Raw genomic sequence first — 26,797 nt, 5'->3', positions numbered from 1 at the left:
AGGCTGGGAGTTCTCGGTCACCGAAGCGGCCGTGGAAGTTGTGGACGAGTGGTGTGCCCACGGCCCCGGCGCGCTCGTTGTCGATGATGTGCACTGGGCCGACGGCTCCACACAGCTGCTGTTCCAGCGCCTGCAACGGGCGCTGCCCACGCTCCCGCTGCTGATCACCCTGGCAATCCAGCCGACCGAGCCGCGGTCCTGCTCTGCGGCATCGCATCCCACGAAGCTCGACCCGGCCGCCGTCCTTCGTGCGCTGCGGGCGGACGGGGCGATCGTGCTGGACCTGGCTCCGCTCAGTGACACGGAGGTACTCCGGCTGGCCGAACGGCTGAGCGGACCGGCGCGTCCCTCTCCCGCGCTGCTCGCGAGCCTGTCCGCGGCGGCCGGGAACCCGCTGTACGTCCACGAGCTGATCTCCGCCCACGAACAGCGTGCGGCGGCACGCGATCGTGAGGCGACGGCCACGGGCATCGGATTCGCACCGGACGCCAGTGACCCCGGTGACCCGACCGATGCCAGTGCCGGCGATGACGCGAGGGCGGCGCTGCCCGGCTCGCTGACCGCGACGATCCTCGACGGCCTCCAGCACCTGCCGCGCCCCACACGGCAGGTGCTGGAGGAGACCGCGGTGCTGGGCTCGCGGGTGTATCTGTCCGAGCTGGCGACCGTGCTCGGGATGCCCGTCATGAAGCTGTGGGAGGCGCTGAGCGCGCCGGTTCAGGAGGGGCTGTTGGTCGACGCGGGCGACCGTCTGGTGTTCCGGCACGACCTGGTGCGCCAGGCGCTGGCGGACGGTGTCTCCCAGAGTGTGCGCACGGCCCTTCGCGTACAGGCGTGGCAGTCGCTCGCGGCCGCAGGAGCCCCGGTCGAACGGGCGGCCGAGTACCTGGTGCTCGCGGACTCCTACGAGTACCTGCGCATCGTGGACTGGCTGGTCCGGGACATCGAAGCGCTCGCGGTCAGGGCCCCGGCCCTGGCCGTGGAACTGCTGGAACGCACCCTGCCGCTCATGGACGGCGACGACCCGCGCACCCACACGCTGCGCGGGCAACTGGCGCGTGCCCTGCTCCGGGCGGGGGACCCCGCGAGCGCCCAGCGGGCGGCGACGCAGGCGCTGGACGCCGGGGGCGGTGTCGTCGTCGGCAAGACGGATCTGCGCTGGCTGCTGGCGCAGAGCGTGTTCCAGCAGGGCCGGGTGGACGAGTCGGTGGCCGTCGCCGAGGCGGCGCTGGCCTCTCCTCAGGTCCATGGGGCGACGGCTGCCCGCTTCCAGGCGCTCGCCGCCCAGGGACACTATCTCCTCGGCAATCCGACGCCGTGCGCGCAGGCCGCCCGGCGCACCGTGGAGATGGGCGAGAGCAGCTCGGACCCGTACACGACCGCCTTCGGCCACTGGCTCCTGGCGATCCTGCGCCTGTCCGTACAGGAGTCGGCCGAGGCGCTGGAGCTGGTCGACCGTTCGCTCGTCCAGCTGGCCAACCAGGAGATCAGGCCCGACCTTCAGATGGCCCCTCATCTCATACGCGGCCTCTCCCTGATGGATCTCGAGCGCGGTCCCGAAGCGCACCAGGCCTTCGACGCGGCCCTGCACGACTGCGAGCACGGCGGCAACGTCTTCCTGACGTGGTACCACCTGGGCAAGGCCAGGCTCTGCTACGCCGAGGGCTGGTGGGACGACGCCCTGGCGGAGGTCGACGCCGGCCTGGAGGGCTTCGACGGGCTGGGCCTGGGGCAGAGCCTGCGCAGCCAGGCCGCGCTGATCGCCGTCCACCGCGGTGACAACCGCACCGCCGCGCACCTCGCGGACCGATCCACCCTCGCGCACCGACCCACCCTCCTGCACCCGGGCAATCAGCCGGACGACACCCCCAGCGGCCGGAATGGGGAACTCCTGCGCCAGTGGGCGACGGCGCTCGTACGGGAGGCGGACGGTGCTCCCGATCGTGCGCTCGACCTGCTCCTCGAGGTCTGGACCGAGGGCGTACGGTCCCTGCCGCTCGCGTCCCTGCACGCACTCGGTCCCGACCTGGCTCGCCTGGCCTCGATGTCCACCGCCCCCGGGCTGCTGACGACTGTCGGTGACGCACTCGACGACCTCGCGGCCACCAAGCCGGCGCAGTGCCTGCGGGCCACGGCTCTTCTGTGCCGCGCCGCCGAAGCCCGGGATCCCGACCGGCTCGACGAGGCGGCGCAGTCCTTCAGCCGTGTCGGCCGCCGCCTTTACGTCGGCTACACCCGCGAGCAGGCGGCCGTCACGCTGGCGGCCCTGGACAGGAGCGACGAGGCCCGTGCGGAGCTGCACGCGGCTCTCGACGTGTACGGCACGCTGGGAGCGGCGTGGGACGCGCGCCGCGCGGAGGAACGTCTCACCGCGGCGGGCGTGGCCGCCGGCCGACGCGCGAAGCGTTCAGCGGGCACGGGCTGGGACGCGCTGAGCGGTACGGAGTGCGAGATCGTCGCCCTTGTGTCGCAGGGTTACTCGAACCCCGACATCGGGGCACGGATGTTCCTCTCGCACCGCACGGTCCAGTCCCATCTCACCACCATCTTCAGCAAACTGGGCGTGGGCTCCCGCGTCGAACTCGCCGTCATGGCCCACCAGCGCGAGCCCGGCCCACCCACCGGCCCGCCCTCCTGAACGCCTGCTCGCGCCTCTCGCCTCCCCCGCGCTCGGCCGCCAACTCCCGTGGCACCACGCCGTCAAGCTGATGTGACCGGCAGGACGTCGGGGGACAGTGCGCCCGCGTGGGCCGAAGCACTGGTCATCCGGCGACGGTGGTGGCGGCGGCACAGGACCTCGTAACTGATCTCCTCCACCGGGCGGTTGACGTCGCCGACGACCACCTGGGCGCCCTGGACCACCATCTCCCCGCCCACCGTGCGGGCGTTGTGTGTCGCCCGGGCGCCGCACCAGCACAGAGCCTCCACCTGGAGGGCCTCGATCCGGTCGGCCAGCTCGATCAGCCGCTGCGAGCCAGGGAAGAGTTTGGTGCGGAAGTCGGTGGTGATACCGAAGGCGAAGACATCGAGCCCGAGGTCGTCGACGACCCGCGCCAGCTGGTCGATCTGGGCCGGCGCGAGGAACTGCGCCTCGTCGACGATCACATAGTCCGCCTTGCCGCCCTTGGACAACTGGTCCACGAGGTACGCGTACAGGTCCATGCCCTCGGTGGCCTCGACCGCCTCCGTGACCAGGCCCAGCCGGGAGGACAGCTTCCCCTCCCCCGCCCGGTCATCCCGCGTGAAGATCACACCCTGAAGCCCGCGAGCCGAACGATTGTGTCCGATCTGGAGCGCCAAAGTGCTCTTTCCGCAGTCCATCGTTCCGGAGAAGAACACCAGCTCGGGCATGGGGAGTTGAGGACCTTTCGGGGCTGTGCGGGGGGAGAGGAACAGTCAGGAGCGTACTTCGAAGAGCGGAACGAGCTGCTCGACGGGGGTCATGGAGCCGTGCATCCCGACCATCGCCGACTCGTGGGGCTCGTTGACGGACGCGGTGATCACCACGTCGTCGTGGGCCGCCGCGACGACGTCGCCGATCCGCCCGTACACCCGCTCGTCGACCCTGGCGCCGAACCAGCCGGCCGCGATCGCCTCGTCCCGGCTCGCCACCCAGAACTGCTCGCCGAGCACCTCGCGCCAGACGGCGAGCACGTCGGACTCGGCGCCGGGGACGGCGTAGACATGGCGGGCCCGCCCCTCGCCGCCCAGCAGGGCGACTCCGGCGCGCAGCTCCCAGTCCTCGTCGAAGTCGATGCGCGACTGCTCGTCGAAGGGGATGTCGATCATGCCGTGGTCAGCGGTGACATACAGCGCGGTGCGGGGCGGCAGTTGCTCGGCGAGGCGCTGCACCAGGCGGTCGACGTACATCAGCTGGCCGCGCCAGGCGTCGGAGTCGACACCGAAGCGATGGCCCTTGCCGTCGACTTCGCTGTAGTACGTGTAGACCAACGAGCGGTCCCCCATGGCCAGTTGCTCGGCCGCGAGGTCCATGCGCTCCTCGCCGGTGAGTCTGCCGAGGAAACTGCCGCCGCTGAGTGCGATCTTCGTGAGCGGGGTGTGCTCGAAGGTCGGCGAGGACACCTGGGCGGTGTGGACGCCCGCCTCGTCGGCGAGCTGGAAGACGGTGGGGTACGGCTGCCAGACGCGCGGCTGCGTCCATGGCTTCCAGCGCAGCTGGTTCATCAGCTCGCCGGTGTCCGGATTGCGCGCGGTGTAGCCGGGCAGGCCGTGGGCTCCGGGCGGCAGACCCGTGCCGATGGAGGCCAGCGAGGTGGCGGTGGTGGCGGGGAAGCCGACGGTGATGGGCCGTCCCGTGCCGCCGCGCGAGGTGCCGAGCAGCGAGGTGAGGTAGGGGGCCTCGTCGGGGTGGTTCTTGATCTGCTCCCAGCCGAGTCCGTCGATCAGGAAGACGCAGTTCCGGTCGGCGGGGGTGAGCTCGGGGATGCTGTGGGCGAGTCCCGGTACGCCCTGGCCCGCCGCGAGCGTCGGCAGCAGATCGGCGAGCGAGCCGGTGCCGTACTCGGGGACGGGTGCGGTGTCGACGGCCAGCCGCACCGGGTCGTCGGGCCAGATCGCAGACTGGGCGGTGGACTGGGGCATCAGCGCGTGGCTGCCGTGGCTTCGGAGAGCGCCTGGGCGAAGGCCAGCGTCTGGCGGACAGCGTCGGGGCCGTCGCCGGCCTCGCTCACGCGCAGGCTCAGGTCGTCGGCGGTGGAGTTGCCGGTGTAGCCGTGGTCGGCGTCGCAGTTGGGATCCCCGCAGGCGGCGGGCTCCAGGTCGATCCGGGAGACGGCGCCCCAGCCGATGGTCAGGACGACCTCGCGGGGCAGGGTGCCGGGGGCGTACGACTCGGGGTTGGCGACGACACGGCTTACCACGACCGAGGAGATCCGGCCGAGCTTGACCGATTCGGTCGAGGTCGTGGCGTACGGCGTCGGGGAGCTGGAGTCGGCGGCCTGCTCGTCGGTGTGGCTGACGATGAAGCGGTTGGCCGTCAGGACGAGGACGGTGACATGGCGACGCACCTCGTTGGCGTCGAACGTCGTCTCCTGGTGCACCAGGTACGACGCGATCTGCTCGCCACCGACAGCGGCCTCCACCGCCTCGGCCACGAGGGCCGGGTAATAGCCGCTGCGCTCGATCGCCGCGCGCAGCCCCTGGGTCGTCGTACCGGTCTTCGCCATGCGGTCCATCCTACGGGCCCGCAGGGCCGGTGAGCGCTCAGTAGCTGGGGAGTCGGCGGGGGCCCAGGTCAGTGCGGGCGGGGGGTGGCGCGAGGCGTACGGAGGCGTCGAGCACGGAGAGGCCTCGCTGAGCGACAACGACCGGTTCGAGGCTGATCCCGACCACTTCCGGGTGGTCGTCAACCAGTCGTGACACCCGGAGCAGCAGCTCCTCCAGGGCGGGGGTGTCAACGGGCGCGGAGCCGCGCCAGCCGAAGAGGAGGGGCGCGGTCCGGATGGCCCTGATCAACTCGGCCGCGTCACGGTCGGTGGCGGGAACGAGCCGGTGGGCGGTGTCGCCGAGCAGTTCGGAGGCCGCACCGGCGAGCCCGAAGGAGAGGACCGCGCCGACGGCGGGGTCGATGGCGGCACGGACGACGGTGTCCACCCCGCGGGGTGCCATCGCCTGGACGACGGGCTGCAGCTCTTCCGGCTTGCCGAAGGTCTCGGTCAGCTCCCGGTAAGCCTGGCGCAGTTGGTCCTCGGTGGCCAGATCGAGCCGTACGCCGCCGAGGTCGGCGCGGTGGCGCAGGTGCGGGGCGGTGGTCTTGAGGGCCACCGGATAGCCGAGCTGTCCGGCGGCGCGAACCGCGGCATCCGGTCCCGGCGCCGGGAGGGTGGGCCGGACGTCGATGCCGTACCGGCCCAGCAGCGCGCGGGCGTCGTCCGGGGCGAGCGTGCGCGCGCGAGGGTCGTCGTGCCCCCCGAGGAGCGCCTCGATCCGGCGGGCGGCACCGGGCTCGTCGATGTCCTCGTATTCGGGGACCTTGCCGGGGTCGGCGGCGTTGCGGCGCCACTGGGCGTACTTCACGGCCTCGGAGAGCGCACGGACGGCGCGCTCGGCGGCGGGGTAGGCGGGGATGCGGTAGTCGTGCGGGGCGGCCGCGGGGGCGGGGGCCCCATAGCGGGCGGCCGCCGACACGGGGGGCGCGGTCGGCGCCGGAGGTGGCGCGGGAGCGGTGGCGGAACGGGCTGGAGCGCTGGGGGGCGGGGCGGGAGCGGTCGTGGTGGCGGGCGCTTCCGTCGTCCGCGTGCTCGACGCCGCCGCCAGCGCCTCCGCCAGGCCGCCCATCTCCACATGGACCACCGCCACCGGCTTCGCCGGGGACGCGTCCGAGGCCTCGCGCAGGGCCGCGGCCAGGACCTCGCCGTCGCCCGACTCCGTGACGCCGTTCTCGCCGACCCACGGGATGGCCGTCACCACCACCGCGTCGCACGCGTCGTCCTTCAGCGCCTCGGCCAGAGCCGCACGGAAGTCCGCGGGCGTCGCCGCCGTCGTCAGGTCGAGCGGCGGCTGCGGGCGCAGCCCCTCGGTCAGGCAGGCGTCGTACGTGAGGAGCCCGAGGGACTCGGAGTTGCCGAGGATCGCCACGCGCGGCCCCGCGGGCAACGGCTGGCCCGCCAGCAGCAGACCCACGTCGACGAGTTCGGTGACGGTGTCGACGCGGATCACGCCCGCCTGGCGCAGCAGCGCGCCGACCGTGGCGTCCGGGATCCGGGTCACCGGCACCGCGTGCCCCGGCGGCTCGCTGCCGCTGTGGCGGGCGCCCTTGACCACGACCACCGGTTTCACCGCCGCCGTACGCCGTGCGAGCCGGGTGAACTTGCGGGGGTTGCCGATCGATTCGAGGTACAGCAGGACGACATCGGTGTCCGGGTCCTCGTACCAGTACTGCAGAAAGTCATTGCCCGACACATCCGCGCGGTTGCCCGACGAGATGAAGGAGGAGAGCCCCGCGCCGCGCCGGTGGAGGCCCGCCAGCAGGGCGATGCCGATCGCGCCCGACTGGGTGAACAGGCCGATGCGCCCGGGGGCCGGGGACTCAGGCGCGAGCGAGGCGTTGAGCCGGACGGCTTCCGCGGTGCCGATGATGCCGAAGGAGTTCGGGCCGATGATGCGCATGCCGTACGAGCGAGCCTGCCGGACCAGTTCGAATTGCCGCTCACGTCCCTCGGCGCCGCTCTCGGCGTATCCGGCGGTGAGGACAACCAGACCCTGGACGCCGTGCTCGCCGCAGTCGGCGACCGCCTCCGGCACCCGCTCGGCGGGGACCGCGACGACCGCGAGGTCCACCGGCTCGCCGATCTCGCCCACGGACCGGAAGGCGGGGACACCGTCGATCTCCCGCTGATCCTCGGACAGGGCGCGGTTCACGGCGTACGTACGGCCCGCGTACCCGGCCTCCAGGAGGTTGCGCAGCACGGTGCGCCCCACGCCGCCCGGCGCGCGGCCGGCGCCGACGACGGCGACCGACCCCGGTGCGAGCAGACGCTGCACGGAGCGCGCCTCCGCCCGCTGCTCGCGGCCGCGCTGGACGGCGAGGGACTCGGCGGTCGGTTCGAGGTCGAGGGTCAGATGGACGGAGCCGTCCTCGAAGCTGCGCTTCTGTGTGTACCCGGCGTCCCGGAACACCTTGATCATCTTGTTGTTGGCGGGCAGCACCTCGGCGGCGAAGCGCCGGATGCCCCGCTCACGGGCGACCGCCGCGATGTGCTCCAGGAGGGTGGAGGCGACACCGCGCCCCTGGTGCGCGTCCTGGACGAGGAAGGCGACCTCCGCCTCGTCGGAGACGGGAGGGGCGGGCGCGGAGCGCCCTCCGGCAAGGGTGGCGGTGGGAGACGGGTGGGAGCTCGCGGGGCGGCCCTCCGCGTTGATGCGGTCGTAGCGGACGGTGGCGATGAACTCGCCGCCGACCGTGACCGCCAGACCCACCCGGTCCACGTAGTCGTGATGGGTGAAGTGGTGGACGTCCTTGGCGGAGAGCCTGGGGTACGGCGCGAAGAACCGGTAGTACTTCGACTCGTCGGAGACCTGTTCGTAGAAGCTGACCAGACGCTCGGCGTCCTCGGTGGTGATGGGCCTGATGTGCGCGGTACCGCCGTCACGCAGCACCACGTCCGCCTCCCAGTGATCGGGGTAGGCGTGATCCGGCTGGGTCTGCATGTGTGAAAGCGTACGGCTCACCCACCGGTCGCGGGTCGGTTCGGGAGCACGCCGCGACACATGAGAGACTGGTCTAGACAACCGTTGAGACTTGAAGGGCAACACCATGGCTGAGCGCCGCGTCAATGTCGGCTGGGCCGAGGGCCTTCACGCCCGCCCCGCTTCCATCTTCGTCCGTGCCGCCACGGCTGCCGGCGTCCCCGTGACGATCGCCAAGGCCGACGGCAACCCGGTCAACGCCGGCTCCATGCTCGCCGTGCTCGGCCTGGGCGCGCAGGGCGGCGAGGAGATCGTGCTCGCTTCCGAGGCGGACGGCGCCGAGGCGGCCCTGGACCGGCTGGCCAAGCTGGTCGCCGAGGGGCTCGAGGAGCTTCCCGAAACGGTCTGAGCGGCTGAGCAGAATGCGCCCGGCGGCACGCAGCCGCGGTCTCCCGAATTGGGGCGACCGCGGCTGTGCACATTTTCCGGTCCGACGTTCATTTCCGCGCCCGGCTCCATGAATTCGGGCAGCAGAAAAGAAGCCCCGCGAATATCCTTCCCTTTGTATACGGCGCGCCTGTTAATGGCGGACGCTCGTGGTGTTTACGGCATGTTGCGAAGTCCTCACCCGCTCGGGACGGCGCAGCCGGTGCGCCGACGCGGCCCGCTCCGCGTGCACAGCCGTCAGCGCGCGGGCCCGCTCCACGTCGCCGCGCGCCACCGCGTCCACGATCGCGCCGTGCTCCGCCCAGGAGTCCACGGGCGTGGCGGGCTGTTCGACGGCGTACATCCAGGCGATCTTGTGCCGCAGCTGGGTGAGCAGGGCGATCAGCCCCGGGCTGCCGGAGGCCTGGGCGAGGGTCTCGTGGAACCAGCCGCCCAGTGAGCGCAGGTCCTCGCCCTGGCCGCGGCGTGCGCGCTCCTGGCCCAGCCTGACCAGGCCGCGCAGGACCTTCAGGTGCGCTTCCGTACGCCGCTGTGCCGCGCGGGCCGCGCCGAGGGGCTCCAGCAGCATCCGGACCTCCAGCAGGTCGGCCGCCTCCTGCTCGGTGGGCTCGGCGACACAGGCACCCGCGTGCCGGCGGGTGGTGACGAAGCCCTCGGACTCCAGGGTGCGCAGGGCCTCGCGCACCGGGACCCGGGAGACGCCGTAGCGGCGCGCCAGCTGCTCCTCGGTGAGCCGGCTGCCGCGCTCGAATACACCGGAGACGATGTCGTCGCGGATCGCCGTGCATACCGAGTGCGCGGGAATGCGCATGACCGAACCTCCGCTTTAATCCGCGCGAAACGCAGCCGATTGGCGTCTGTTCGGTGACTCTATTGCAGTGGGCCGGATTTTCCGATGGCACCCGGGAATCCATGGATATCTTTTGGCCAGGGCTCCGAACGCCGAAGGCCCCGGCAGGAAGCCGGGGCCTTCTCGCGCGCCCGCGCTCGGGCGCTGTTCTGCTGTTCTCAGACGCTGACGCCGTGGGCGCGCAGGTACGCGAGGGGGTCGATGTCGGAGCCGTAGTCGGGGCCGGTGCGTGCCTCGAAGTGGAGGTGCGGCCCGGTGGTGTTGCCGGTCGCGCCGGAGAGGCCTATCTGCCGGCCCGGGGTGACGCTCTCGCCCACCGAGACCGAGATCGAGGAGAGGTGGCCGTACTGCGTGTACGAGCCGTCCTTCATCTTGATCACGACGTTGTTGCCGTAAGCGCCGCCCCAGCCGGCCTCGACGACGGTGCCGGAGCCGACCGCGTGCACGGTGGTGCCGGAGGCGGCGTGGAAGTCGATGCCGGTGTGGCTGCCGGAGGACCAGACGGCGCCGCCGGTCTTGTAGCCCGTGGAGACGTACGAGCCGCTGATCGGCGCGACGAAGGAGTTGAGGCGCTTGCGCTCGGCCTCGCGGGCGGCGCGCTCCTTGGCCTCGCGGGCGGCCTTGACGCGGGCCTCGGCCTTGCGCTTGGCCTCCTCGGCCGCCTTCGCCTTGGCGATGGCCTCGGCGGCCTCCTGCTTCTGGGCGGCGGCCTGGTCGGCGATCTGGTCCGCGAGGGTGTCGGCGGTGACGACCTGGGTCAGGCCGGTGTCCTCGACGGGGGCCATGCCCGGGGTGGCGGCGAGCGCCGGGGAAGCGAGGGTTCCGATGACGCCGGTGGTGGCAAGGGCCGCTGCGCCCGCCATGTTCGCGCTCCTGCGCGACAGGCGGCTCGGGGCACGGTGCTTCCCGGTGGCACGGGTGAACGCCATGAAGTGGCTGGTCCTTTCCTTCCTTCTCGCCTACCGGGTTAGCTGACGGGTTCGGAGCAGGAAGGTCTCCTACGGGCCCCTCCGTACGGATACGAAGGCGTCCGATTCACCCCAGGGACTGAGTGGGTCCCCGGCTCCCCAGGCTCGCGCCAGACGGGGACTCGGCGATGGCTGTCCGATGCCGCGGATGCGACGGGCTACTGGCGAACAGCCGGACCGACGCTAGGCGGGCCGACTTTCAATCACCAAACAGACAGGCCCTTTTGTCGTGCATCCCACAGGGCAGACAGGCAGCCTCCGCAATAAACCGGACATAGCACGGAACCCCGGCACCGCTTGGATGCCGGGGTTCCGCTTGTCTGTTGCGCCGGGTTCAGCCGGAGTTGTCCGGATCGCGCGAGGGGCAATCAGCCGGTGACAACGGTCACTTCGCCGATACCCAGCGCCCTGACAGGCTCCTCGATCTGCGAGGCGTCTCCGACGAGCACCGTGACCAGACGGTCCACCGGGAAGGCGCTGACGGCCGCCGCCGTCGCCTCCACGGTGCCGGTCTCGGCCAGCCGCACGTACAACTGCGCCTGGTAGTCGTCCGGGAGGAACTGCTCGACCTGGTCGGCGAGCGTGCCCGCGACGGACGCGGCCGTCTCGAACTTCAGCGGCGCGACACCCACCAGGTTCTGCACCGCGACGTCACGCTCGGCGTCGGTCAACCCCTCGGCGGCGAGCGTCCGCAGCACCTTCCACAGGTCGTCCAGCGCCGGTCCGGTGTTGGGCGTGTCCACCGAGCCGCTGATCGCCAGCATCGAGGCGCCCGAGCCGTCCGGGGCGGACCGCAGCACCTGGCCGAAGGCCCGTACGCCGTAGGTGTAGCCCTTCTCCTCGCGCAGCACGCGGTCCAGGCGCGAGGTGAGGGTGCCGCCGAGGCAGTACGTGCCGAGCACCTGCGCGGGCCATACGCGGTCGTGCCGGTCCGCGCCGATCCGGCCGATCAACAGCTGGGTCTGCACGGCGCCCGGGCGGTCCACGATGACCACGCGGCCGGTGTCTTCCGCCGTGATCGGAGGTACGGGGCGGGGCTTGGCGCTGTCGCCCGTCCAAGTGCCGAAGGTCTCGGCGAGAACGGCGTCCAGGTCGACCCCGGTGAGGTCTCCGACGATCACCGCGGTGGCTGTGGCGGGCCGGACGTGCGCCTCGAAGAAGGCACGCACGGCCGCGGAGTCGATCCGGGCCACCGTCTCCTCGGTGCCCTGGCGGGGGCGCGACATACGGGCGGCGGCCGGGAAGAGCTCCTTGGAGAGCTCCTTGGCCGCGCGGCGGGCCGGGTTGGCCGTCTCGTGCGGGATCTCGTCGAGGCGGTTGCGTACGAGCCGCTCCACCTCGCTGTCGGCGAAGGCGGGCGCGCGCAGGGCCTCGGCGAGCAGGCCGAGCGCCTTGGGCAGCCGGGAGACCGGGACCTCCAGGGAGACCCGGACGCCGGGGTGGTCGGCATGCGCGTCAAGGGTGGCGCCGCAGCGCTCCAGCTCGGCGGCGAACTCCTCCGCGGTGTGCTTGTCGGTGCCCTCCGACAGGGCGCGCGCCATGATCGTGGCGACGCCGTCGATGCCCTCGGGCTCGGCGTCCAGCGGGGCGTCGAGGGAGAGCTCGACGGCCACCACCTGCTGGCCGGGGCGGTGGCAGCGCAGCACGGTCAGGCCGTTGTCCAGTGTGTCGCGCTCGGGGGCGGGAAACGCCCAGGGCCTGGCCTCCCCCGCCGTGGGCTGCGGGTGGTACGTCATCGTCACGGCAGCGTCGCTCACTGGTCCGCCTCTTCCTCTTCGTTGCTTCCCTCGGGCGCCGAGACGGGTTCGTACACCAGCACCGCCCTGTTGTCGGGGCGCAGCCGCGCCTTGGCGACCGCCTGCACCTCCTCGGCGGTGACCTCGAGCACCCGCTGCACGGCGGTCAGCGCCAGCTGCGGGTCGCCGAACAGCACGGCGTACCGGCACAGTTCGTCGGCGCGGCCCGCGACCGTGCCGAGCCTGTCGAGCCACTCGCGCTCCAACTGGGCCTGCGCGCGCTCCATTTCCTCGGGCGTGGGGCCGTCGGCGGCGAACCGCGCCAGCTCCTCGTCGACCGCGGCCTCGATCTCCGGGACCTCGACACCGCCGGACGTCTTGACGTCCAGCCAGCCGAGAGAGGGGGCGCCGGCGAGGCGCAGCAGACCGAACCCGGCGGCGACGGCCGTCTGGTCGCGTCGCACCAGACGGTTGTGCAGCCGGGAGGACTCGCCGCCGCCGAGAACGGTGAGCGCGAGATCCGCGGCGTCGCACTCGCGGGTGCCGTCGTGCGGCAGCCGGTAGGCGGCCATCAGCGCCCGCGCGGGGACCTCCTCGCGGATCTCCTCGCGCAACTGCTCGCCGATGACCTCGGGCAGCGAGCCGTCGCGCGGGGGCTGCTTGCCGTCGTGCGAGGGGATCGAGCCGAAGTACTTCTCGATCCAGGCGAGCGTTTCCACCGGGTCGATGTCGCCGACGACCGACAGCACGGCGTTGTTCGGCGCGTAGTACGTACGGAAGAAGGCGCGGGCGTCCTCGAGGGTCGCCGCGTCCAGGTCGGCCATCGAGCCGATCGGGGTGTGGTGGTACGGGTGGCCCTCGGGGTAGGCGAGAGCAGTCAGCCGCTCGAAGGCCGTGCCGTACGGGACGTTGTCGTAGCGCTGGCGGCGCTCGTTCTTGACGACGTCGCGCTGGTTCTCCATCGACTCGTCGTCGAGTGCGGCGAGCAGCGAGCCCATCCGGTCGGCCTCCAGCCAGAGCGCCAGCTCCAGCTGGTGGGTGGGCATGGTCTCGAAGTAGTTGGTGCGCTCGAAGCTGGTGGTGCCGTTCAGCGAGCCGCCGGCCCCCTGCACCAGCTCGAAGTGACCGTTGCCCTTGACCTGCCCCGACCCCTGGAACATCAGGTGCTCGAAGAGGTGAGCCAGGCCGGTACGGCCCTTGACCTCGTGCCGCGAGCCGACGTCGTACCAGAGGCAGACCGCGGCGACCGGGGTCAGATGGTCCTCGGAGAGGACCACACGCAGGCCGTTGGCCAGCCGGTGCTCTGTCGCTGTGAGGCCGCCGGAACCGGCCTGCGCTGTGGCCGTGTGACCCATGGGCATGTACGTCCCTTCGATCGCGATGCTGCTTGTCTTTGTCAGCCCTGCCACTTTAGAGGGGGAGGTCTGGGACCGGGCGGCGTCGCGGGCCGATGCCTGTCGCCTGGCGGCGTTCCCGGGTCGCGGTCGGCGTTGTCAGTGGGACGGTCCACAATGGTCGGCGTCAGTTCCAGACCTGGTACGTGAAGGAGCAGCAGCCGCGATGGCCCGCCGCAGCACGAAGACCCCGCCTCCGGACGATTTCGAGGAGAAGATCCTCGACATCGACGTCGTGGACGAAATGCAGGGCTCCTTCCTCGAGTACGCCTACTCGGTGATCTACTCCCGGGCCCTGCCGGACGCACGTGACGGTATGAAGCCGGTGCACCGCCGGATCGTGTACCAGATGAACGAAATGGGCCTGCGCCCCGACCGTGGCTATGTGAAGTGCGCCCGCGTCGTGGGCGAGGTCATGGGCAAGCTCCATCCGCACGGCGACGCGTCGATCTACGACGCCCTCGTGCGGATGGCACAGCCGTTCTCCATGCGCCTGCCGCTCGTCGACGGGCACGGCAACTTCGGCTCGCTCGGCAATGACGACCCGCCCGCCGCCATGCGGTACACCGAGTGCCGGATGGCCGACGCCACCAGCCTCATGACCGAGTCGATCGACGAGGACACCGTCGCTTTCGAGTCGAACTACGACGGCCAGGAGCGCGAGCCCGTCGTGCTCCCCGCCGCCTACCCGAATCTGCTGGTCAACGGCGCGTCCGGGATCGCGGTCGGCATGGCGACGAACATGCCGCCGCACAATCTGGGCGAGGTGATCGCCGCCGCCCGCCATCTGATCAGGCATCCCGGCGCCGACCTCGAGACCCTGATGCGCTTCGTCCCCGGTCCCGACCTGCCGACCGGTGGCCGGATCGTCGGCCTGAGCGGCATCAAGGACGCGTACGAGTCGGGCCGCGGCACCTTCAAGATCCGCGCGACGGCCTCCGTGGAGGACGTCACGGCCCGCCGCAAGGGCCTGGTCGTCACCGAACTGCCCTTCACGGTCGGCCCCGAGAAGGTCATCGCGAAGATCAAGGACCTGGTCTCGTCGAAGAAGCTCCAGGGCATCGCGGACGTCAAGGACCTCACCGACCGCTCGCACGGACTGCGCCTGGTCATCGAGGTCAAGAACGGCTTCGTGCCCGAGGCAGTCCTCGAGCAGCTCTACAAGCTGACGCCGATGGAGGAGTCCTTCGGCATCAACAATGTGGCGCTGGTGGACGGCCAGCCGCTCACGCTGGGGCTCAAGGAACTGCTCGAGGTCTATCTCGACCACCGCTTCGACGTCGTACGCCGCCGCAGCGAGTTCCGGCGCACCAAGCGGCGCGACCGGCTGCATCTGGTCGAGGGCCTGCTCGTCGCCCTGCTCGACATCGACGAGGTCATCCGCCTCATCCGCTCCAGCGACAACTCCGCGCAGGCGAAGCAGCGGCTGATCGAGCACTTCTCGCTCAGCGAGATCCAGACGCAGTACATCCTGGACACCCCGCTGCGCCGGCTGACCAAGTTCGACAAGATCGAGCTGGAGAGCGAGCGCGACCGGCTGAACGGCGAGATCGACGAGCTGACCGGCATCCTGGAGTCGGACAACGAGCTGCGCAAGCTGGTCTCCTCCGAACTGGCCGCGGTGGCCAAGAAGTTCGGCACCGAGCGGCGGACCGTGCTGCTGGAGTCGGCGGGCACGCCCATCGCCGCGGTGGCACTGGAGGTCGCGGACGACCCGTGCCGGGTGCTGCTGTCCTCGACCGGCCTGCTGGCGCGTACGGCCACCGGCGAGCCGCTTGCCGACGACGGCGGCAAGCGCACCAAGCACGACGTGATCGTCTCGGCCGTCCCGGCGACCGCGCGCGGCGATGTGGGGGCGGTGACCTCGACCGGGCGGCTGCTGCGGCTTGCGGTGATCGATCTGCCACAGCTGCCGGACACGGCGTCCGCGCCCAATCTCTCGGGCGGCGCGCCGGTCGCGGAGTTCCTGTCGCTGGACGCGGACGAGCAGATCGTCTGTCTCACCACACTCGACGAGTCCTCGCCGGGCCTGGCGCTGGGCACCCTGCAGGGTGTCGTCAAGCGCGTCGTGCCCGACTACCCGGCCAACAAGGACGAGTTGGAGGTCATCACTCTCAGGGACGGTGACCGGATCGTCGGCGGCGCCGAGCTGCGTACGGGCGAGGAGGACCTGGTCTTCGTCACGTCCGACGCGCAGCTGCTGCGCTATCAGGCGGGGCAGGTACGGCCGCAGGGCCGGGCAGCGGGCGGCATGGCCGGAATCAAACTGTCGGAGGGCGCCGAGGTGATCTCGTTCACGGCGGTGGACCCGGCCGGGGACGCGGTGGTGTTCACGGTCGCGGGCTCGCACGGCACGCTGGACGACTCGGCGCTGACGGCGAAGCTCACGCCGTTCGACCAGTACCCCCGCAAGGGGCGGGCCACGGGCGGGGTGCGCTGCCAGCGCTTCCTCAAGGGCGAGGACGTGCTCGTACTGGCATGGGCGGGCGCGGCCCCGGCCCGGGCCGCGCAGAAGAACGGCTCACCGGCCGAGCTCCCGGAGCAGGACCCGCGCCGTGACGGCTCGGGCACTCCGCTGACCTCGGCGGTGGCGGTGCTGGCAGGCCCGGCGAGCTAGGGCCTGTCGTCTTCCGCCTGGACGAACCGCAGGACGCCCCACATGCTGTGCTCATCGGGGGCGTCCTGCGGTCCTGCCGTCCGGCACTCGTCCAGCCCTTCGCGCAGCTTGTCCGCGTCGACGCCGGAGCCGATGAGCACCAACTGAGTGAGGCGTTCCGCCCCGCGCGGCCAGGGCTCGGGGTAGAAGCGCAGAAAACGGCCGACCGCGTGGACGGCGTACCGGTTGCGGGGGTCGGCCGTGCCGAAGTCGACGAAACCCTTGATCCTGTACAGCCCTTCGGGCGGGGAGTCGAGGAAGTCCATCAGCCGGCGCGGGTTCATGGGTGCCTGCGCGGTGAAGTCCACGCTGTCGTACGCGGCGTGCAGATGCCCCGCGTGATCATGATCGTCCTCGTGGTCGTAGAGGTCCTCGAAGGAGAGCTGGCGTACCTTCTCGCGCTCGGTCCTGGCGGCCGGGTCGAAGAGCACTTCGTGGTCCACCCGGCCGTACATCGCGGGCATGACAGGCGCGGCACCGCTGAGCTCACCGAGCGTCCCGAGCACCCGGTCGAGATCCGTCTGCCCGACCCGGTCCGTCTTGTTCAGCACGACCAGATCGGCGATCGCGAGATGCCGGTCGATCTCCGGGTGCCGCGAGCGCGTCGCGTCGAACTCAGCGGCGTCGACGACCTCGACCAGTCCCCCGTACACAATCCGCGGATTGTCGCTGGCCAGCAGCATCCGGACGAGTTCCTGCGGCTCGGCGAGCCCGCTCGCCTCGATGACGATGATGTCGATACGGGCGGCGGGCCGGGTGAGCAGCTCCAGATAGTCGTCCAGCTCGCTCGCGTCGACGGCGCAGCACAGACAGCCGTTGCCGAGCGAGACGGTGGATCCGACCTGGCCGGCGACCGTCATGGCGTCGATCTCGATGGAGCCGAAGTCATTGACGATCACGCCGATACGGCTGCCGCCGTTGTGGCGCAGCAGATGGTTGAGCAGGGTGGTCTTGCCGGATCCCAGAAAGCCCGCGAGAACGATGACGGGTACGGGTTTGCTGACCATGACCGCCGATAGTAGCTCCGGTGGCGCACCGCGTACGGAGCGGGCATCCGCACGGCGTCTCCGTGGTGGCGCGGGGTAAGTCTGAGAGTCCACACCCTCGTGGGAGGAAACGATGACCGCACAGTCAGCCCGGGCAGGCTGGGCCTTACGACTCGCGTTATGGGTCACCGCCGGGGTGGGCGCGACAGCCCTCATCGCCTTGGCCGCGATCATGGTCAGTAGCTGGCTCATACAGACCGTCGAGCGTCGTGAGGGCGGGACGGCGGAGGCCGCCGCCCGCGGCCAGGTTGGTGACTATTTCGGCGGCGTGAACGCAATCTTCTCCGGCCTGGCGTTCCTCAGCCTGTTGGTAGCCCTCCTGCTTCAGTACCAGGAACTGCGGATGCAGCGCAGGGAACTGGCGGACCAGCGTGACGAGCTGACGCGATCCAGGGAGGCGTTGCACCGCAGCGCTGAAGCGAGCATGCGCTCCCTGCACATAGAGCTGATGCGGATGGCCATGGACGATCCTGACCTTGCCGCCGTGTGGAACGACTACCCGGACGTCTCCGTTGAGGAGGGCCGACAGCATCTCTACGCCAACCTCATCTACGGACACTTCGTCCTCGCGTACGACTGGAATCGATACACGGACGAAGAACTCCTGGTCCACGCGCGGGGCTTGCAGGCCAGCGAGCCGTTCAGGCGCTATTGGGAGCTCTCACGCGGACGGAAGCTGGACCTGCCGGAAGGCAGCAACGAACGAAGGCTGGTCGAGATCATGGACGCCGTGATCACGGCCGCGCGTCCGGCGACATAGGCTCGCCGTGCGCCCGCCGCAAAGCGCCCCGGCCCGGCACCGCCCTGCGGTACCGGGCCGGACGTTTGTCAGGACGCCACCGGAACGGGCTGGGGCGGCGGCGGTCCCGCGTAGCGGGCCGACGGGCGGATGATCTTGGAGTCTTCCGCCTGCTCAAGGATGTTGGCGCTCCAGCCGACCACCCTGGCCGCGCAGAACGTGGGCGTGAACATCTCGCGCGGCAGCCCGCACAGTTCCATGACCACCCCGGCGTAGAACTCCACATTGGTGTGCAGCTCACGGCCCGGCTTGAGTTCGGCGAGGATCGCCTCGACGCGCGCCTCCACCTCGACCGCGAACTCCACGAGCGGTCCGCCGAAGCTCTCGGCGATGCCCCGCAGCATCCGCGAGCGCGGGTCCTCGGTGCGGTAGACAGGATGGCCGAAGCCCATGATCCGCTCGCCCGCCAGGACCCGTTCCCTGATCCAGGGGTCGATCCGCTCCGGCGTGCCGATCGCGTCGAGGGTGTCCAGGGCCCGGCTCGGGGCGCCGCCGTGCAGCGGACCCGAGAGCGCGCCGATCGCTCCGACGAGGCAGGCGGCCACATCGGCTCCGGTGGAGGCGATCACGCGGGCGGTGAAGGTCGAGGCGTTGAAGCCGTGGTCGACGGTGGAGACGAGGTACTGCTCGATCGCCCGGGCCCGCGCGGGCTCCGGCTCGGAACCGGTCAGCATGTAGAGGTAGTTGGCGGCGTACGGCAGGTCGTCACGCGGTTCGACGGGCTCCAGCCCCTGGCCCAGCCGGTACAGCGCGGTGAGCAGCGTCGGCACGGCCGCACACGCGGCGAGTGCGTCCGTGCGGCGGCGGTCGGTGTCGAGGTCGTACACCGGGCGCAGCCCCGCGGACGCTCCCAGCAGGGAGAGCGCGGTGCGCAGTCCGGCGAGCGGCCCGGACAGCGCGGACGAGCGGGCTGTCGCGGGCAGCGCGGCGCGGACGTCGTCGGGCAGACGGCGCAGCGACGCGGTGTGCTTCACGAAGGCCGCACGCTGCGCGGCGTCCGGCAGTTCGCCGTGGAACATCAGATGCCAGACGTCCTCGAAGCCGCGCCGCTGGGCGAGTTCGACGGCCGAGTACTGGCGGTAGTGGTAGAAGCCCTCGCGCCCTCTGACGTCGCCCAGCGCGGTGTCGGTGACGACGACGCCCGCGAGTCCGCGCGGTACGTCGACGGGTGCGGTGGTCCCGGTGCTCTGCATGGTGTCCTCCCTGAACTTGATTCGACTGTCCATGCTTGACGGGATCACTGTCAACATTGATTGAATCAATATGTGTACGGTGACGGCATGACGGACCACGCAGCGGACAGCGAGCGGCTGACCACCAAGGAGGCGGCCGCACGGCTCGGTGTGAAACCCGAGACGGTGTACGCGTATGTCAGCCGCGGCCAGCTCTCCAGCAGGCGCGACCCCACCGGCCGCGGCAGCACCTTCGACGCCAAGGAGGTCGACGCGCTCGTCCGCAGAGGTCGGCGCGAGCCGTCGTCCGGCGGCGACATCACCCAGCAGATCCGCACCCGCATCACCCTGATCGACAAGGACCGCTACTACTTCCGGGGCGTCGACGCGACCGAACTCGCCGGTCGCTACAGCTACGAGGAGATCGCCGAGTGGCTCTGGACCGGCACTCCGCGACCCGGCGTACGGTTCACGTCTCCGCCCGAGACGCTCGCCGCGGCCCGTCGCGCGGTCGACGCGCTGCCCGCGCACAGCGGATCGACGGACCGGCTGCGGGTCGCCGCCATCGCGGCCGCCGTCGCGGATCCGCTGCGCTTCGACCTCGACCGGGACGCCGTACTCGGCAGCGCGCGCATGCTGATCCCCACCCTGGTCGACGCGCTCCCCACGGTCGGGCAACAGCATCGTGGCGAGGGCAGGATCGCCGGGCGGCTCTGGTCACGGCTCACCGCCGAGCGCCCGGACGAGAGGTCCGTACGAGCCCTGGACATGGCGCTCTCGCTGCTGATCGACCACGATCTGGCCGCATCGACGCTCGCCGTACGGGTCGCGGCCTCGGCGCGTGCCCACCCGTACGCCGCTGTCTCCGCGGGTCTCGGCGCGCTGGAAGGTCCGCTGCACGGGGCCGCCAGCGGCCTCGCGCACCGGATGCTGGCCGAGGTTCTGGAGAGGGGAAGCGCCGCGCCCGTGGTGGCGGACCATCTGCGGGCGGGCCGTCGTGTCCCGGGTCTCGGCCACCGGCTCTACCCGGGCAAGGACCCTCGCGCCGAGGCGCTGTTCGGCGTACTGGCGGAGCTGCCCGCGGCCCGTCCCGCGCTGGAGGCGGCGCGCGAGGTGGAGGTGACGACGGCCCGCCATGTGGAGCTGCACGCCAATGTCGACCTGGCGCTGGCGGTCCTTTCGGTGGCGTCGGGCATGCCGGCGGAGGCGGGCGAGACGGTGTTCGCCGTGGCGCGTACGGCGGGCTGGATCGCGCACACGCTGGAGGAGTACGAGGAGCGCCCGCTGCGGATGCGCCCGAGCGGGCAGTACGACGGCCCCCGCCCGCCCAGGCCACTGCCGTGAGCGGGTGGAGGACTCCCTGCGTCAGGCCCGCAGCCAGGCGGCCGTGTCCCGCGGCAGCCGGCCCGCGTCGTCCAGCGGGCCGCTCATCAGTAGGACGCTTGTGTTGCCGGGCAGTTCGGCGGGCTCCCCGGCGAGATTGACGACGCAGATCAGTCCGTCGCCACGGCTGAAGGCGAGGACTCCGGGCGCGGCCGGCAGCCAGCGCAGCGGTCCGTCCCCGAACCCGCGCTCGGCCCGGCGCAGCCGCAGGGCCCGCCGGTAGAGGTTCAGCATCGAGCCGGGATCGGCCGCCTGCCGGTCGGCGGCGTACGGGGCCCAGCCCTCGGGCTGCGGTAGCCAGGGACCCACCGCCGAGCCGAATCCGTAGTACGGCGCGTCCGCGGCCCAGGGCAGCGGCACCCGGCAGCCGTCGCGTCCCGGGTCCGCTCCCCCGGAGCGGAAGTGCATCGGATCGTGGATGCGGTCGAGCGGTATGTCCGCCTCGGGAAGCCCCAGTTCCTCGCCCTGGAACAGATAGACGGAACCGGGCAGGGCGAGCGAGAGCAGGGCCGCGGCCCGGGCGCGCCGGGTGCCGGTGGACAGGTCGGTGGGGGTTCCGAAGCGCTTCTTCGCGAAGTCGAAGCCGGTGTCGTCCCTCCCGTAGCGGGTGACCGTGCGGGTCACGTCGTGATTGCACAGCACCCAGGTCGCCGGAGCGCCGACCGGGGCGTGGAAGGCGAGCGTGGTGTCGATGGAGGCACGAAGCTCGGCCGCATCCCAGGGGCGGGCCAGGAAGTCGAAGTTGAAGGCGGTGTGCAGCTCGTCGGATCGCAGATAGCGGGAGAAGCGGTCCGGGTCGGGCACCCACAGCTCGCCGATGAGGACCCCGCCGTACTCGTCGGCGACAGCCCGCCAGGCGCGGTAGATGTCGTGCAGTTCGTCGCGGTCGACGTAGAGCGTCGTGTCGTCCTCGTCGGCGTCCGGCAGACCGGGGGCCTTGGCGCACAGGGCGGCCGAGTCGATCCGTACACCCGCGGCACCGCGCTCGAACCAGAAGCGCAGGACGTCCTCGTGCTCCTGGCGTACGACGGGGTGGTCCCAGTTGAGATCGGGCTGCTCCGGGGTGAACAGATGCAGATACCACTCGCCGTCGGGCACGCGGGTCCAGGTCTCCCCGGCGAACTGCGACGGCCAGTTGTTGGGCGGCAGTTCGCCCCTCGCACCGCGGCCGGGACGGAAGTGGAAGAGTTCGCGCTCGGGGCTGCCCGGTCCGGCGGCGAGGGCCGAGCGGAACCAGGTGTGCTGGTCGGAGACATGGTTGGGCACGATGTCGACGATGGTGCGGATCCCCAGCTCGCGTGCCTCGCTGATGAGCTTCTCGGCCTCGGCGAGGGTCCCGAAGGCCGGGTCGACGGCACGGTAGTCGGCCACGTCGTAGCCGCCGTCGGCCATCGGTGAGAGGTACCAGGGGTTGAACCAGATCGCGTCGATGCCGAGTTCGGCGAGGTAGGGCAGTCTCGCCCGGACGCCCGCGAGGTCGCCCGTGCCGTCCCCGTCGCCGTCGGCGAAGCTGCGCAGGTACACCTGGTAGATGGCGGCCGAACGCCACCAGTCGTCCGTACGGTCCACGTCCGCGTGATCCGGATGAGGGGCTGCCACGTGACGCTCCTTTCGGGCAGGTGGGACTCCGCCGCCGGCCCGACAGCAGGGCGCCGGAGTGAGGCCGGCGGCGGAGGCTTGACGAAGAGCGGTGCGGCGGGCCGGTGTCAGCCCCTGAGACAGGGCCGGGTTCAGCCCCTGGGACAAGGCCGGGTTCAGCCCTTGAGGCCGCCCGCGGTGAGACCGCTCATGATGTTGCGCTGGAAGATCAGGAAGATCAGCAGCGTCGGCACGGACGCGATGGTCAGCGCCGCGATCAGCACGTTCTCGGGCACGCCGTTCGCCAGGGAGTAGATCCCGACATTGAGGGTCTGCTTGCTCGGATCGGGCAGCGTGAGCATCGGCCAGAGGAAGTCCTTCCAGACTCCGACGACCGCGAAGATGGAGACGACGCCGAGGATCGGCCGGGAGATCGGCAGCACGACCGACCACAGGGTCCGCATCCGGGACGCTCCGTCGATGGCCGCCGCGTCCAGGAGCTCGCCCGGGATCGAGTCGAAGAACCTCTTGAGCAGGAAGATGTTGAAGGCGTTGGTGACGGACGGAAGCCATATCGCCCAGGGCGAGTTGAGCAGATTGCGCTCCACGACCGGCACGTCGAGCACCGTCAGATACTGCGGGACGACCAGGACGGTGGCCGGGATCATCAGCGTGGCCAGCATCATCGCGAGGATGACCTTGCCGAACACGGGCCGGAGCCTGGAGAGCGAGTAGGCCGCGGCGACATCGAGGACCAGCTGGAAGGCGAGCGCGCCGAAGGCGTAGTAGAGGGTGTTGAACAGCAGCCGGGCCAGGTCCATCACGTCCCAGGCCCGCGAGTAGTTCTCGGGGTGCACCGCCCGGGGCAGGAAGGTCGGCGGTGACTGGACGACCTCCTGGGTGGACTTGAGCCCGCCGGAGACCATCCAGTAGAGCGGGCCGAGGAACACCAGGGTGAAGAGGCAGACGACCAGGACGAAGACCGTCCAGTAGAGGAACTTCGCGCGGGGCCTGGCGAGTTGGGCCGGTGAGATGAGTGTGCGTGTGCTCATGTCCGTCTCCCCCGTCCTACTCGTCGTCGCCTGCACGGCTGAGCCGTACGTACGCCGCGGAGAACCCCGCGAGCAGTACGAGCAGGACCAGGCCGAGCGCGGCCGCGCCGCCGTAGTTGTTGAAGTTGAAGGCGTACTGGTAGATGAGATAGACGACGGTCGTCGTGGACCCTTCGGGACCCGCGCCGTTGGTGAGCAGGAACGGCTCGGTGAAGACCTGCATCGTCGCGATGATCTGCATGAGCAGCATCAGCGAGAGGATCAGCCGCGTCTGCGGGATGGTGACGTGCCAGATCTTGCGCAGCAGGCCGGCGCCGTCGAGCTCTGCCGCGTCGTAGAGCTCCCCCGGTATGCCCTGCAGTGCGGCGAGATAGATCAGGGTCGCGCCGCCCATGTTCATCCAGGTGGCGGCGATGACGACCGAGAGCATCGCGGTGTCGGGGTCCTGGAGCCACTGCTGCTGCGGGAGGTGCAGCAGTTCCAGGATCCGGTTGAGGAGTCCGTACCCCGGGTCGTACAGGTACTTGAAGAGCAGGACGGACGCGACCGGCGGCAGCATGACGGGCAGATAGACCAGCAGCCGCAAGTAGCCCTGCGCGTGCCGGAATTCATTGAGGACCAGGGCGACGACGAACGGGACGGCGAAGCCGAGCAGGAGGGCGAGGCCGGTGAACAGCAGGGTGTTGCGCCAGGCCTGCCAGAAGGCCGGGTCGTTGAACACGGTGCTGAGGTTGGACCAGCCGGCCCAGGTGGTGCGTCCGTCCTCGGTCTTCTGGAAGGCCAGGACGAACTCCCTGACCATCGGATACCAGGAGAAGAACGAGAAGCAGAGCACGGCGCCAATCAGGAAGCCGTGTGCTGAGAGATTGCGGCGCAGGGCCCGTACGAACGTCTCCCTCGATGCGTTCGTACGGAGCCCGGTGGCGCGCCCGGGGCGCGGTGGGACCTTGCGCGGGGTGAGTGTGGGGGCCGACATCGGCTACTGGTTCGCCAGGATCTGGTTGACCTGCGTCTCGGCGGTGGCCAGCAGCTTGCCCGCGTCGGCCTTCTCGTTGGTGAGCACTGCCGACATCACGTTGTCCAGGACCTTGTAGATCTCCTGGGCCTTGGGCGGTTCGGCCTTGCCCTTGACCGGGTTGTCCATGAAGGCCTTGAAGTTCTGGACCGGCATGGTGGCACTGGCCGCGCGTGCCGCATCGTCCTTGGTCTTGCTGGCGCCCAGCCAGAAGTTGGGCTGCGGGACACCGACGGGCAGACCGTCGGCCTTGGTGCGTGCCCAGTCGAACTGGCCCTTGCCGAGGGTGAGGTTCTTGAAGTTGAGCCAGGCGACCGCGGCCTTGATCTTGTCCGGGGAGATCCCCTTCTTGACCATGTAGTTGTTGCCGCCGAAGAGGGTGTTCTGCCGGCCGGGGATCGGCCCCATGCCGAAGTTCTCGTACGTGGCGCCCAGTTGCTGGACCATGTACGCGATGTCGTCGGGCGCGGCGAGGAACATCCCGAGCTTGTCGGTCGCTATCTGCTTCTGCAGGTCGCCCCACTTGAGCAGCTGGGTCTTGCCCATGCTGTCGTCGTCCCAGCGCATGGCGTGCAGATTCTGGACGATCTGCCTGCCCAGGTCGTTGTTGAAGGCGGCCTTCCTGCCGCTCGCGTCGACGACCTCGCCGCCGAGGCCGTACATCGTGGCGGTGAAGTGCCAGCCGCCGGTGTTGCCCGCGCTGTACTCGCCGTATCCCGCGATTCCCTTGCCGAGTCCGGCGATCGCCCTGGCCGCGGTACGGACCTCGGCCCAGGTCTTCGGCGGGTTGTCGGGGTTGAGCCCGGCCTGCTGGAAGAGTTTGCGGTTGACGAGCAGACCCATGGTGTAGTTGCTGGTGGGCAGTCCGTAGAGCTTGCCGTCGTGCTTGAGGGAGTTCATGACGTCGGCGTCGATGTCGGCGAGCGCGGGGACCGTCTTGGGGGTGACGTACGCCGAGATGTCCTCGGCTCCGGCGTTGTCGAGGACCTGCTGGAGATCGGTGAAGTACGTGTAGAACACGTCCGGTTGGGACTTGGCCTTCAGCATCGCGGTGAAGCGCGGCGGCTCCAGGCACTGGCCGGGCGTCGAGCGTCCCTCGATCTTGATGTTCGGGTACGTCGTGTTGAAGGCCTTGACGTCCTCGTTCCACTCCTTGAGCTCCGCGGCCTTGGCGGGCGAGGGCATGCAGTCGATCGTGAGCGTCAGCTTGGTCTTCGGGTCCAGTGGCGCCGACGGGTCGGACGAACCGCCTCCGGAGCCCTCGTCGTTGTCGCCGCTGCTGCTCGTGCCGCAGGCGGCCAGGACGGTGAGGGCGAGCGCGGTGACGAGGACGGTCGTAGCACTTCTCATGGGTGGTCCCCTTCGGGCATGAGCGTGGATGACCCCGCGGCAGACACGCTGCGGGAGCGCGGCACACTCAACCACCGGCGACAGGAGACCGCAATATCTCGCGCTGACTTCGTAAAACTTTGACAGCCCCTTGTGAGGCGCTTGTTGGGCTAGCGCGGAGCCTGCGCAGTGGAGCCGCGCACCACCAGTTCCGGCTCGAACAGCAGCTCACCGGGCGGGACATCGCCGCCCTGGATCTGCGCGCACAGCAGCTCGACCGCGGCCCGCCCCATCGCCTCGATCGGCTGGCGGACGGTGGTCAGCGGCGGCTCGGTGCAGTTCATGAAGGCGGAGTCGTCATAGCCGACGACCGAGACATCCCCGGGCACGGCAAGTCCGCGCCGGCGGGCGGCCCGTACGGCTCCCAGGGCGAGCGGATCGCTGGCGCAGATGATCCCGGTGATCCCGCGGTCGAGCAGCCGCGAGGCCGCCGCCTGCCCGCCCTCCAGAGAGAACATGGAACGCTCGACGCAGTCGTCGGGCAGCTCACGCCCGGCTGCCCTCGCGGCCGCGTGCGCGGCGGCGAGCTTGCGCCGCGAGGGCACATGGTCGTTCGGTCCGAGGACGAGGCCGATGCGCCCGTGGCCGAGCGAGGCCAGATGACGCCAGGCCTGCTCCACCGCCACCGCGTCGTCGCAGGCGATGCAGGGGAAGTCGAGATTCTCGATGGAGGCGTTGATCAGCACCACCGGAATCTTGCGTTCGGCCAGCAGCCTGTAGTGGGCGTGCGGGGCGTCCGCCTGTGCGAAGAGTCCGCCCGCGAAGACCACTCCGGACACCTGCTGCTGGAGCAGCAGCTCCACATAGTCCGCCTCGGAGACGCCGCCCTTGGTCTGGGTGCAGAGCACGGGCGTGAGCCCCTGCTGCGCGAGCGCCCCGCCGATGACCTCGGCGAATGCCGGGAAGATCGGGTTCTGCAGCTCCGGAAGGACGAGACCGACCAGCCGCGCCCGCTCGCCGCGCAGCTGGGTCGGCCGCTCGTAGCCGAGGACGTCGAGCGCGCTCAGCACCGACTGCCGGGTGGACTCGGAGACTCCCGGCTTGCCGTTGAGCACCCGGCTGACCGTGGCCTCGCTGACCCCAACCTTCTTCGCCACCTGAGCAAGTCGTCGCGTCATGAGCGCAAGACTAGCGCAAGCCATGCAAGTGGCTTGCGCCAGCGCT

20 protein-coding genes and 1 riboswitch are annotated in these 26,797 nt (G+C 70.6%); of the genes, 5 read left to right on the top strand and 15 right to left on the bottom strand.

Annotation, left to right across the window (positions count from 1 at the left end; all coding sequences use genetic code 11):
* The first annotated feature begins 31 nt into the window (after positions 1 to 31).
* The gene (locus OG741_RS29550; RefSeq protein ID WP_405602929.1) at positions 32 to 2,638 is read left to right on the top strand and encodes a LuxR C-terminal-related transcriptional regulator; all 2,607 of its coding nucleotides are present in this window, start codon (positions 32 to 34) and stop codon (positions 2,636 to 2,638) included.
* Positions 2,639 to 2,700: 62 nt separating this feature from the next.
* Here OG741_RS29550 and OG741_RS29545 read toward each other — a convergent pair whose 3' ends face one another.
* From OG741_RS29545 to OG741_RS29530, 4 genes are read right to left on the bottom strand one after another with little or no spacing between them, the layout of a single operon-like run.
* Positions 2,701 to 3,351, bottom strand: a complete 651-nt coding sequence (locus OG741_RS29545; RefSeq protein WP_405602927.1) for a thymidine kinase — start codon at positions 3,349 to 3,351, stop codon at positions 2,701 to 2,703.
* A gap of 45 nt (positions 3,352 to 3,396) precedes the next feature.
* Positions 3,397 to 4,602, bottom strand: coding sequence for an alkaline phosphatase family protein (locus tag OG741_RS29540; protein ID WP_405602925.1), 1,206 nt, complete (start codon positions 4,600 to 4,602; stop codon positions 3,397 to 3,399).
* Positions 4,602 to 5,186, bottom strand: a complete 585-nt coding sequence (locus tag OG741_RS29535) for a DUF5998 family protein (RefSeq protein ID WP_405602923.1) — start codon at positions 5,184 to 5,186, stop codon at positions 4,602 to 4,604. Before OG741_RS29535 ends, OG741_RS29540 begins: the two co-directional genes overlap by 1 nt.
* Before the next feature lie 37 nt (positions 5,187 to 5,223).
* Complete coding sequence (locus OG741_RS29530; RefSeq protein WP_405602922.1) at positions 5,224 to 8,169, bottom strand: GNAT family N-acetyltransferase; 2,946 nt, start codon at positions 8,167 to 8,169, stop codon at positions 5,224 to 5,226.
* A gap of 106 nt (positions 8,170 to 8,275) precedes the next feature.
* On the opposite strand from OG741_RS29530, the gene OG741_RS29525 reads away from it, so the two are divergent.
* The gene (locus tag OG741_RS29525; protein ID WP_266489224.1) at positions 8,276 to 8,557 is read left to right on the top strand and encodes an HPr family phosphocarrier protein; all 282 of its coding nucleotides are present in this window, start codon (positions 8,276 to 8,278) and stop codon (positions 8,555 to 8,557) included.
* Between the two features lie 171 nt (positions 8,558 to 8,728).
* Here OG741_RS29525 and OG741_RS29520 read toward each other — a convergent pair whose 3' ends face one another.
* The 4 genes from OG741_RS29520 to OG741_RS29505 form a co-directional block, all read right to left on the bottom strand.
* Positions 8,729 to 9,406: a GntR family transcriptional regulator gene (locus OG741_RS29520; RefSeq protein ID WP_266489222.1), complete on the bottom strand. Its 678-nt coding sequence runs from the start codon at positions 9,404 to 9,406 to the stop codon at positions 8,729 to 8,731.
* A 197-nt stretch (positions 9,407 to 9,603) separates the two neighbouring features.
* Positions 9,604 to 10,374 (bottom strand): M23 family metallopeptidase, encoded by a 771-nt coding sequence (locus tag OG741_RS29515; protein WP_405602919.1) that lies wholly within the window; start codon positions 10,372 to 10,374, stop codon positions 9,604 to 9,606.
* A gap of 12 nt (positions 10,375 to 10,386) precedes the next feature.
* Positions 10,387 to 10,551, bottom strand: a riboswitch (cyclic di-AMP (ydaO/yuaA leader).
* A 230-nt stretch (positions 10,552 to 10,781) separates the two neighbouring features.
* Complete coding sequence (locus OG741_RS29510) at positions 10,782 to 12,170, bottom strand: M16 family metallopeptidase (protein WP_405602916.1); 1,389 nt, start codon at positions 12,168 to 12,170, stop codon at positions 10,782 to 10,784.
* A complete protein-coding gene (locus OG741_RS29505; protein ID WP_266489218.1) occupies positions 12,167 to 13,510 on the bottom strand; it encodes a pitrilysin family protein in 1,344 nt (447 codons plus the stop codon). Before OG741_RS29505 ends, OG741_RS29510 begins: the two co-directional genes overlap by 4 nt.
* A gap of 199 nt (positions 13,511 to 13,709) precedes the next feature.
* On the opposite strand from OG741_RS29505, the gene OG741_RS29500 reads away from it, so the two are divergent.
* Positions 13,710 to 16,160 carry a DNA topoisomerase (ATP-hydrolyzing) subunit A gene (locus OG741_RS29500; RefSeq protein ID WP_405602914.1) on the top strand — a complete coding sequence of 817 codons (2,451 nt, stop codon included), beginning with the start codon at positions 13,710 to 13,712 and terminating at the stop codon, positions 16,158 to 16,160.
* Here the strand turns inward: OG741_RS29500 and OG741_RS29495 are convergent.
* Positions 16,157 to 17,206: a CobW family GTP-binding protein gene (locus OG741_RS29495; protein WP_405602912.1), complete on the bottom strand. Its 1,050-nt coding sequence runs from the start codon at positions 17,204 to 17,206 to the stop codon at positions 16,157 to 16,159. The genes OG741_RS29500 and OG741_RS29495 overlap by 4 nt on opposite strands.
* Positions 17,207 to 17,318: 112 nt before the next feature.
* On the opposite strand from OG741_RS29495, the gene OG741_RS29490 reads away from it, so the two are divergent.
* Positions 17,319 to 18,005, top strand: a complete 687-nt coding sequence (locus tag OG741_RS29490; protein ID WP_405602910.1) for a DUF6082 family protein — start codon at positions 17,319 to 17,321, stop codon at positions 18,003 to 18,005.
* 68 nt (positions 18,006 to 18,073) lie between these two features.
* Here OG741_RS29490 and OG741_RS29485 read toward each other — a convergent pair whose 3' ends face one another.
* Positions 18,074 to 19,237 carry a citrate synthase/methylcitrate synthase gene (locus OG741_RS29485; protein WP_405602907.1) on the bottom strand — a complete coding sequence of 388 codons (1,164 nt, stop codon included), beginning with the start codon at positions 19,235 to 19,237 and terminating at the stop codon, positions 18,074 to 18,076.
* Positions 19,238 to 19,324: 87 nt separating this feature from the next.
* On the opposite strand from OG741_RS29485, the gene OG741_RS29480 reads away from it, so the two are divergent.
* A complete protein-coding gene (locus OG741_RS29480) occupies positions 19,325 to 20,560 on the top strand; it encodes a citrate synthase (protein WP_405602905.1) in 1,236 nt (411 codons plus the stop codon).
* Between the two features lie 21 nt (positions 20,561 to 20,581).
* On the opposite strand, the gene OG741_RS29475 is transcribed toward OG741_RS29480, so the two are convergent.
* From OG741_RS29475 to OG741_RS29455, 5 genes are all read right to left on the bottom strand, one after another.
* Positions 20,582 to 22,198 carry a glycoside hydrolase family 13 protein gene (locus OG741_RS29475; protein WP_405602902.1) on the bottom strand — a complete coding sequence of 539 codons (1,617 nt, stop codon included), beginning with the start codon at positions 22,196 to 22,198 and terminating at the stop codon, positions 20,582 to 20,584.
* Between the two features lie 155 nt (positions 22,199 to 22,353).
* Positions 22,354 to 23,229 (bottom strand): carbohydrate ABC transporter permease, encoded by an 876-nt coding sequence (locus tag OG741_RS29470; RefSeq protein ID WP_405602900.1) that lies wholly within the window; start codon positions 23,227 to 23,229, stop codon positions 22,354 to 22,356.
* A 16-nt stretch (positions 23,230 to 23,245) separates the two neighbouring features.
* Entirely contained in the window at positions 23,246 to 24,205 is a 960-nt protein-coding gene (locus tag OG741_RS29465) for a carbohydrate ABC transporter permease (RefSeq protein WP_405602898.1), read from the bottom strand.
* A gap of 3 nt (positions 24,206 to 24,208) precedes the next feature.
* Positions 24,209 to 25,594, bottom strand: coding sequence for an ABC transporter substrate-binding protein (locus tag OG741_RS29460; RefSeq protein WP_405602895.1), 1,386 nt, complete (start codon positions 25,592 to 25,594; stop codon positions 24,209 to 24,211).
* Positions 25,595 to 25,743: 149 nt separating this feature from the next.
* A complete protein-coding gene (locus tag OG741_RS29455; protein ID WP_405602893.1) occupies positions 25,744 to 26,751 on the bottom strand; it encodes a LacI family DNA-binding transcriptional regulator in 1,008 nt (335 codons plus the stop codon).
* Positions 26,752 to 26,797: the final 46 nt, after the last annotated feature.

The organism is Streptomyces sp. NBC_01410 (assembly GCF_045040195.1).
GTDB lineage: Bacteria > Actinomycetota > Actinomycetes > Streptomycetales > Streptomycetaceae > Streptomyces.
This window is presented reverse-complemented; position numbering and strand designations above follow the sequence as displayed.

Excerpts from the sequence above, each read along its gene's own strand:
- OG741_RS29540 (WP_405602925.1), bottom strand. The coding sequence starts at position 4,602 with ATGCCCCAGTCCACCGCCCAGTCTGCGATCTGGCCCGACGACCCGGTG.
- OG741_RS29505 (WP_266489218.1), bottom strand. The coding sequence starts at position 13,510 with ATGCCCATGGGTCACACGGCCACAGCGCAGGCCGGTTCCGGCGGCCTC.
- OG741_RS29515 (WP_405602919.1), bottom strand. The coding sequence starts at position 10,374 with ATGGCGTTCACCCGTGCCACCGGGAAGCACCGTGCCCCGAGCCGCCTG.
- OG741_RS29495 (WP_405602912.1), bottom strand. The coding sequence starts at position 17,206 with ATGGTCAGCAAACCCGTACCCGTCATCGTTCTCGCGGGCTTTCTGGGA.
- OG741_RS29535 (WP_405602923.1), bottom strand. The coding sequence starts at position 5,186 with ATGGCGAAGACCGGTACGACGACCCAGGGGCTGCGCGCGGCGATCGAG.
- OG741_RS29460 (WP_405602895.1), bottom strand. The coding sequence starts at position 25,594 with ATGAGAAGTGCTACGACCGTCCTCGTCACCGCGCTCGCCCTCACCGTC.
- OG741_RS29520 (WP_266489222.1), bottom strand. The coding sequence starts at position 9,406 with ATGCGCATTCCCGCGCACTCGGTATGCACGGCGATCCGCGACGACATC.
- OG741_RS29480 (WP_405602905.1), top strand. The coding sequence starts at position 19,325 with ATGACGGACCACGCAGCGGACAGCGAGCGGCTGACCACCAAGGAGGCG.
- OG741_RS29525 (WP_266489224.1), top strand. The coding sequence starts at position 8,276 with ATGGCTGAGCGCCGCGTCAATGTCGGCTGGGCCGAGGGCCTTCACGCC.
- OG741_RS29545 (WP_405602927.1), bottom strand. The coding sequence starts at position 3,351 with ATGCCCGAGCTGGTGTTCTTCTCCGGAACGATGGACTGCGGAAAGAGC.
- OG741_RS29500 (WP_405602914.1), top strand. The coding sequence starts at position 13,710 with ATGGCCCGCCGCAGCACGAAGACCCCGCCTCCGGACGATTTCGAGGAG.
- OG741_RS29530 (WP_405602922.1), bottom strand. The coding sequence starts at position 8,169 with ATGCAGACCCAGCCGGATCACGCCTACCCCGATCACTGGGAGGCGGAC.
- OG741_RS29455 (WP_405602893.1), bottom strand. The coding sequence starts at position 26,751 with ATGACGCGACGACTTGCTCAGGTGGCGAAGAAGGTTGGGGTCAGCGAG.
- OG741_RS29490 (WP_405602910.1), top strand. The coding sequence starts at position 17,319 with ATGACCGCACAGTCAGCCCGGGCAGGCTGGGCCTTACGACTCGCGTTA.
- OG741_RS29465 (WP_405602898.1), bottom strand. The coding sequence starts at position 24,205 with ATGTCGGCCCCCACACTCACCCCGCGCAAGGTCCCACCGCGCCCCGGG.
- OG741_RS29485 (WP_405602907.1), bottom strand. The coding sequence starts at position 19,237 with ATGCAGAGCACCGGGACCACCGCACCCGTCGACGTACCGCGCGGACTC.
- OG741_RS29470 (WP_405602900.1), bottom strand. The coding sequence starts at position 23,229 with ATGAGCACACGCACACTCATCTCACCGGCCCAACTCGCCAGGCCCCGC.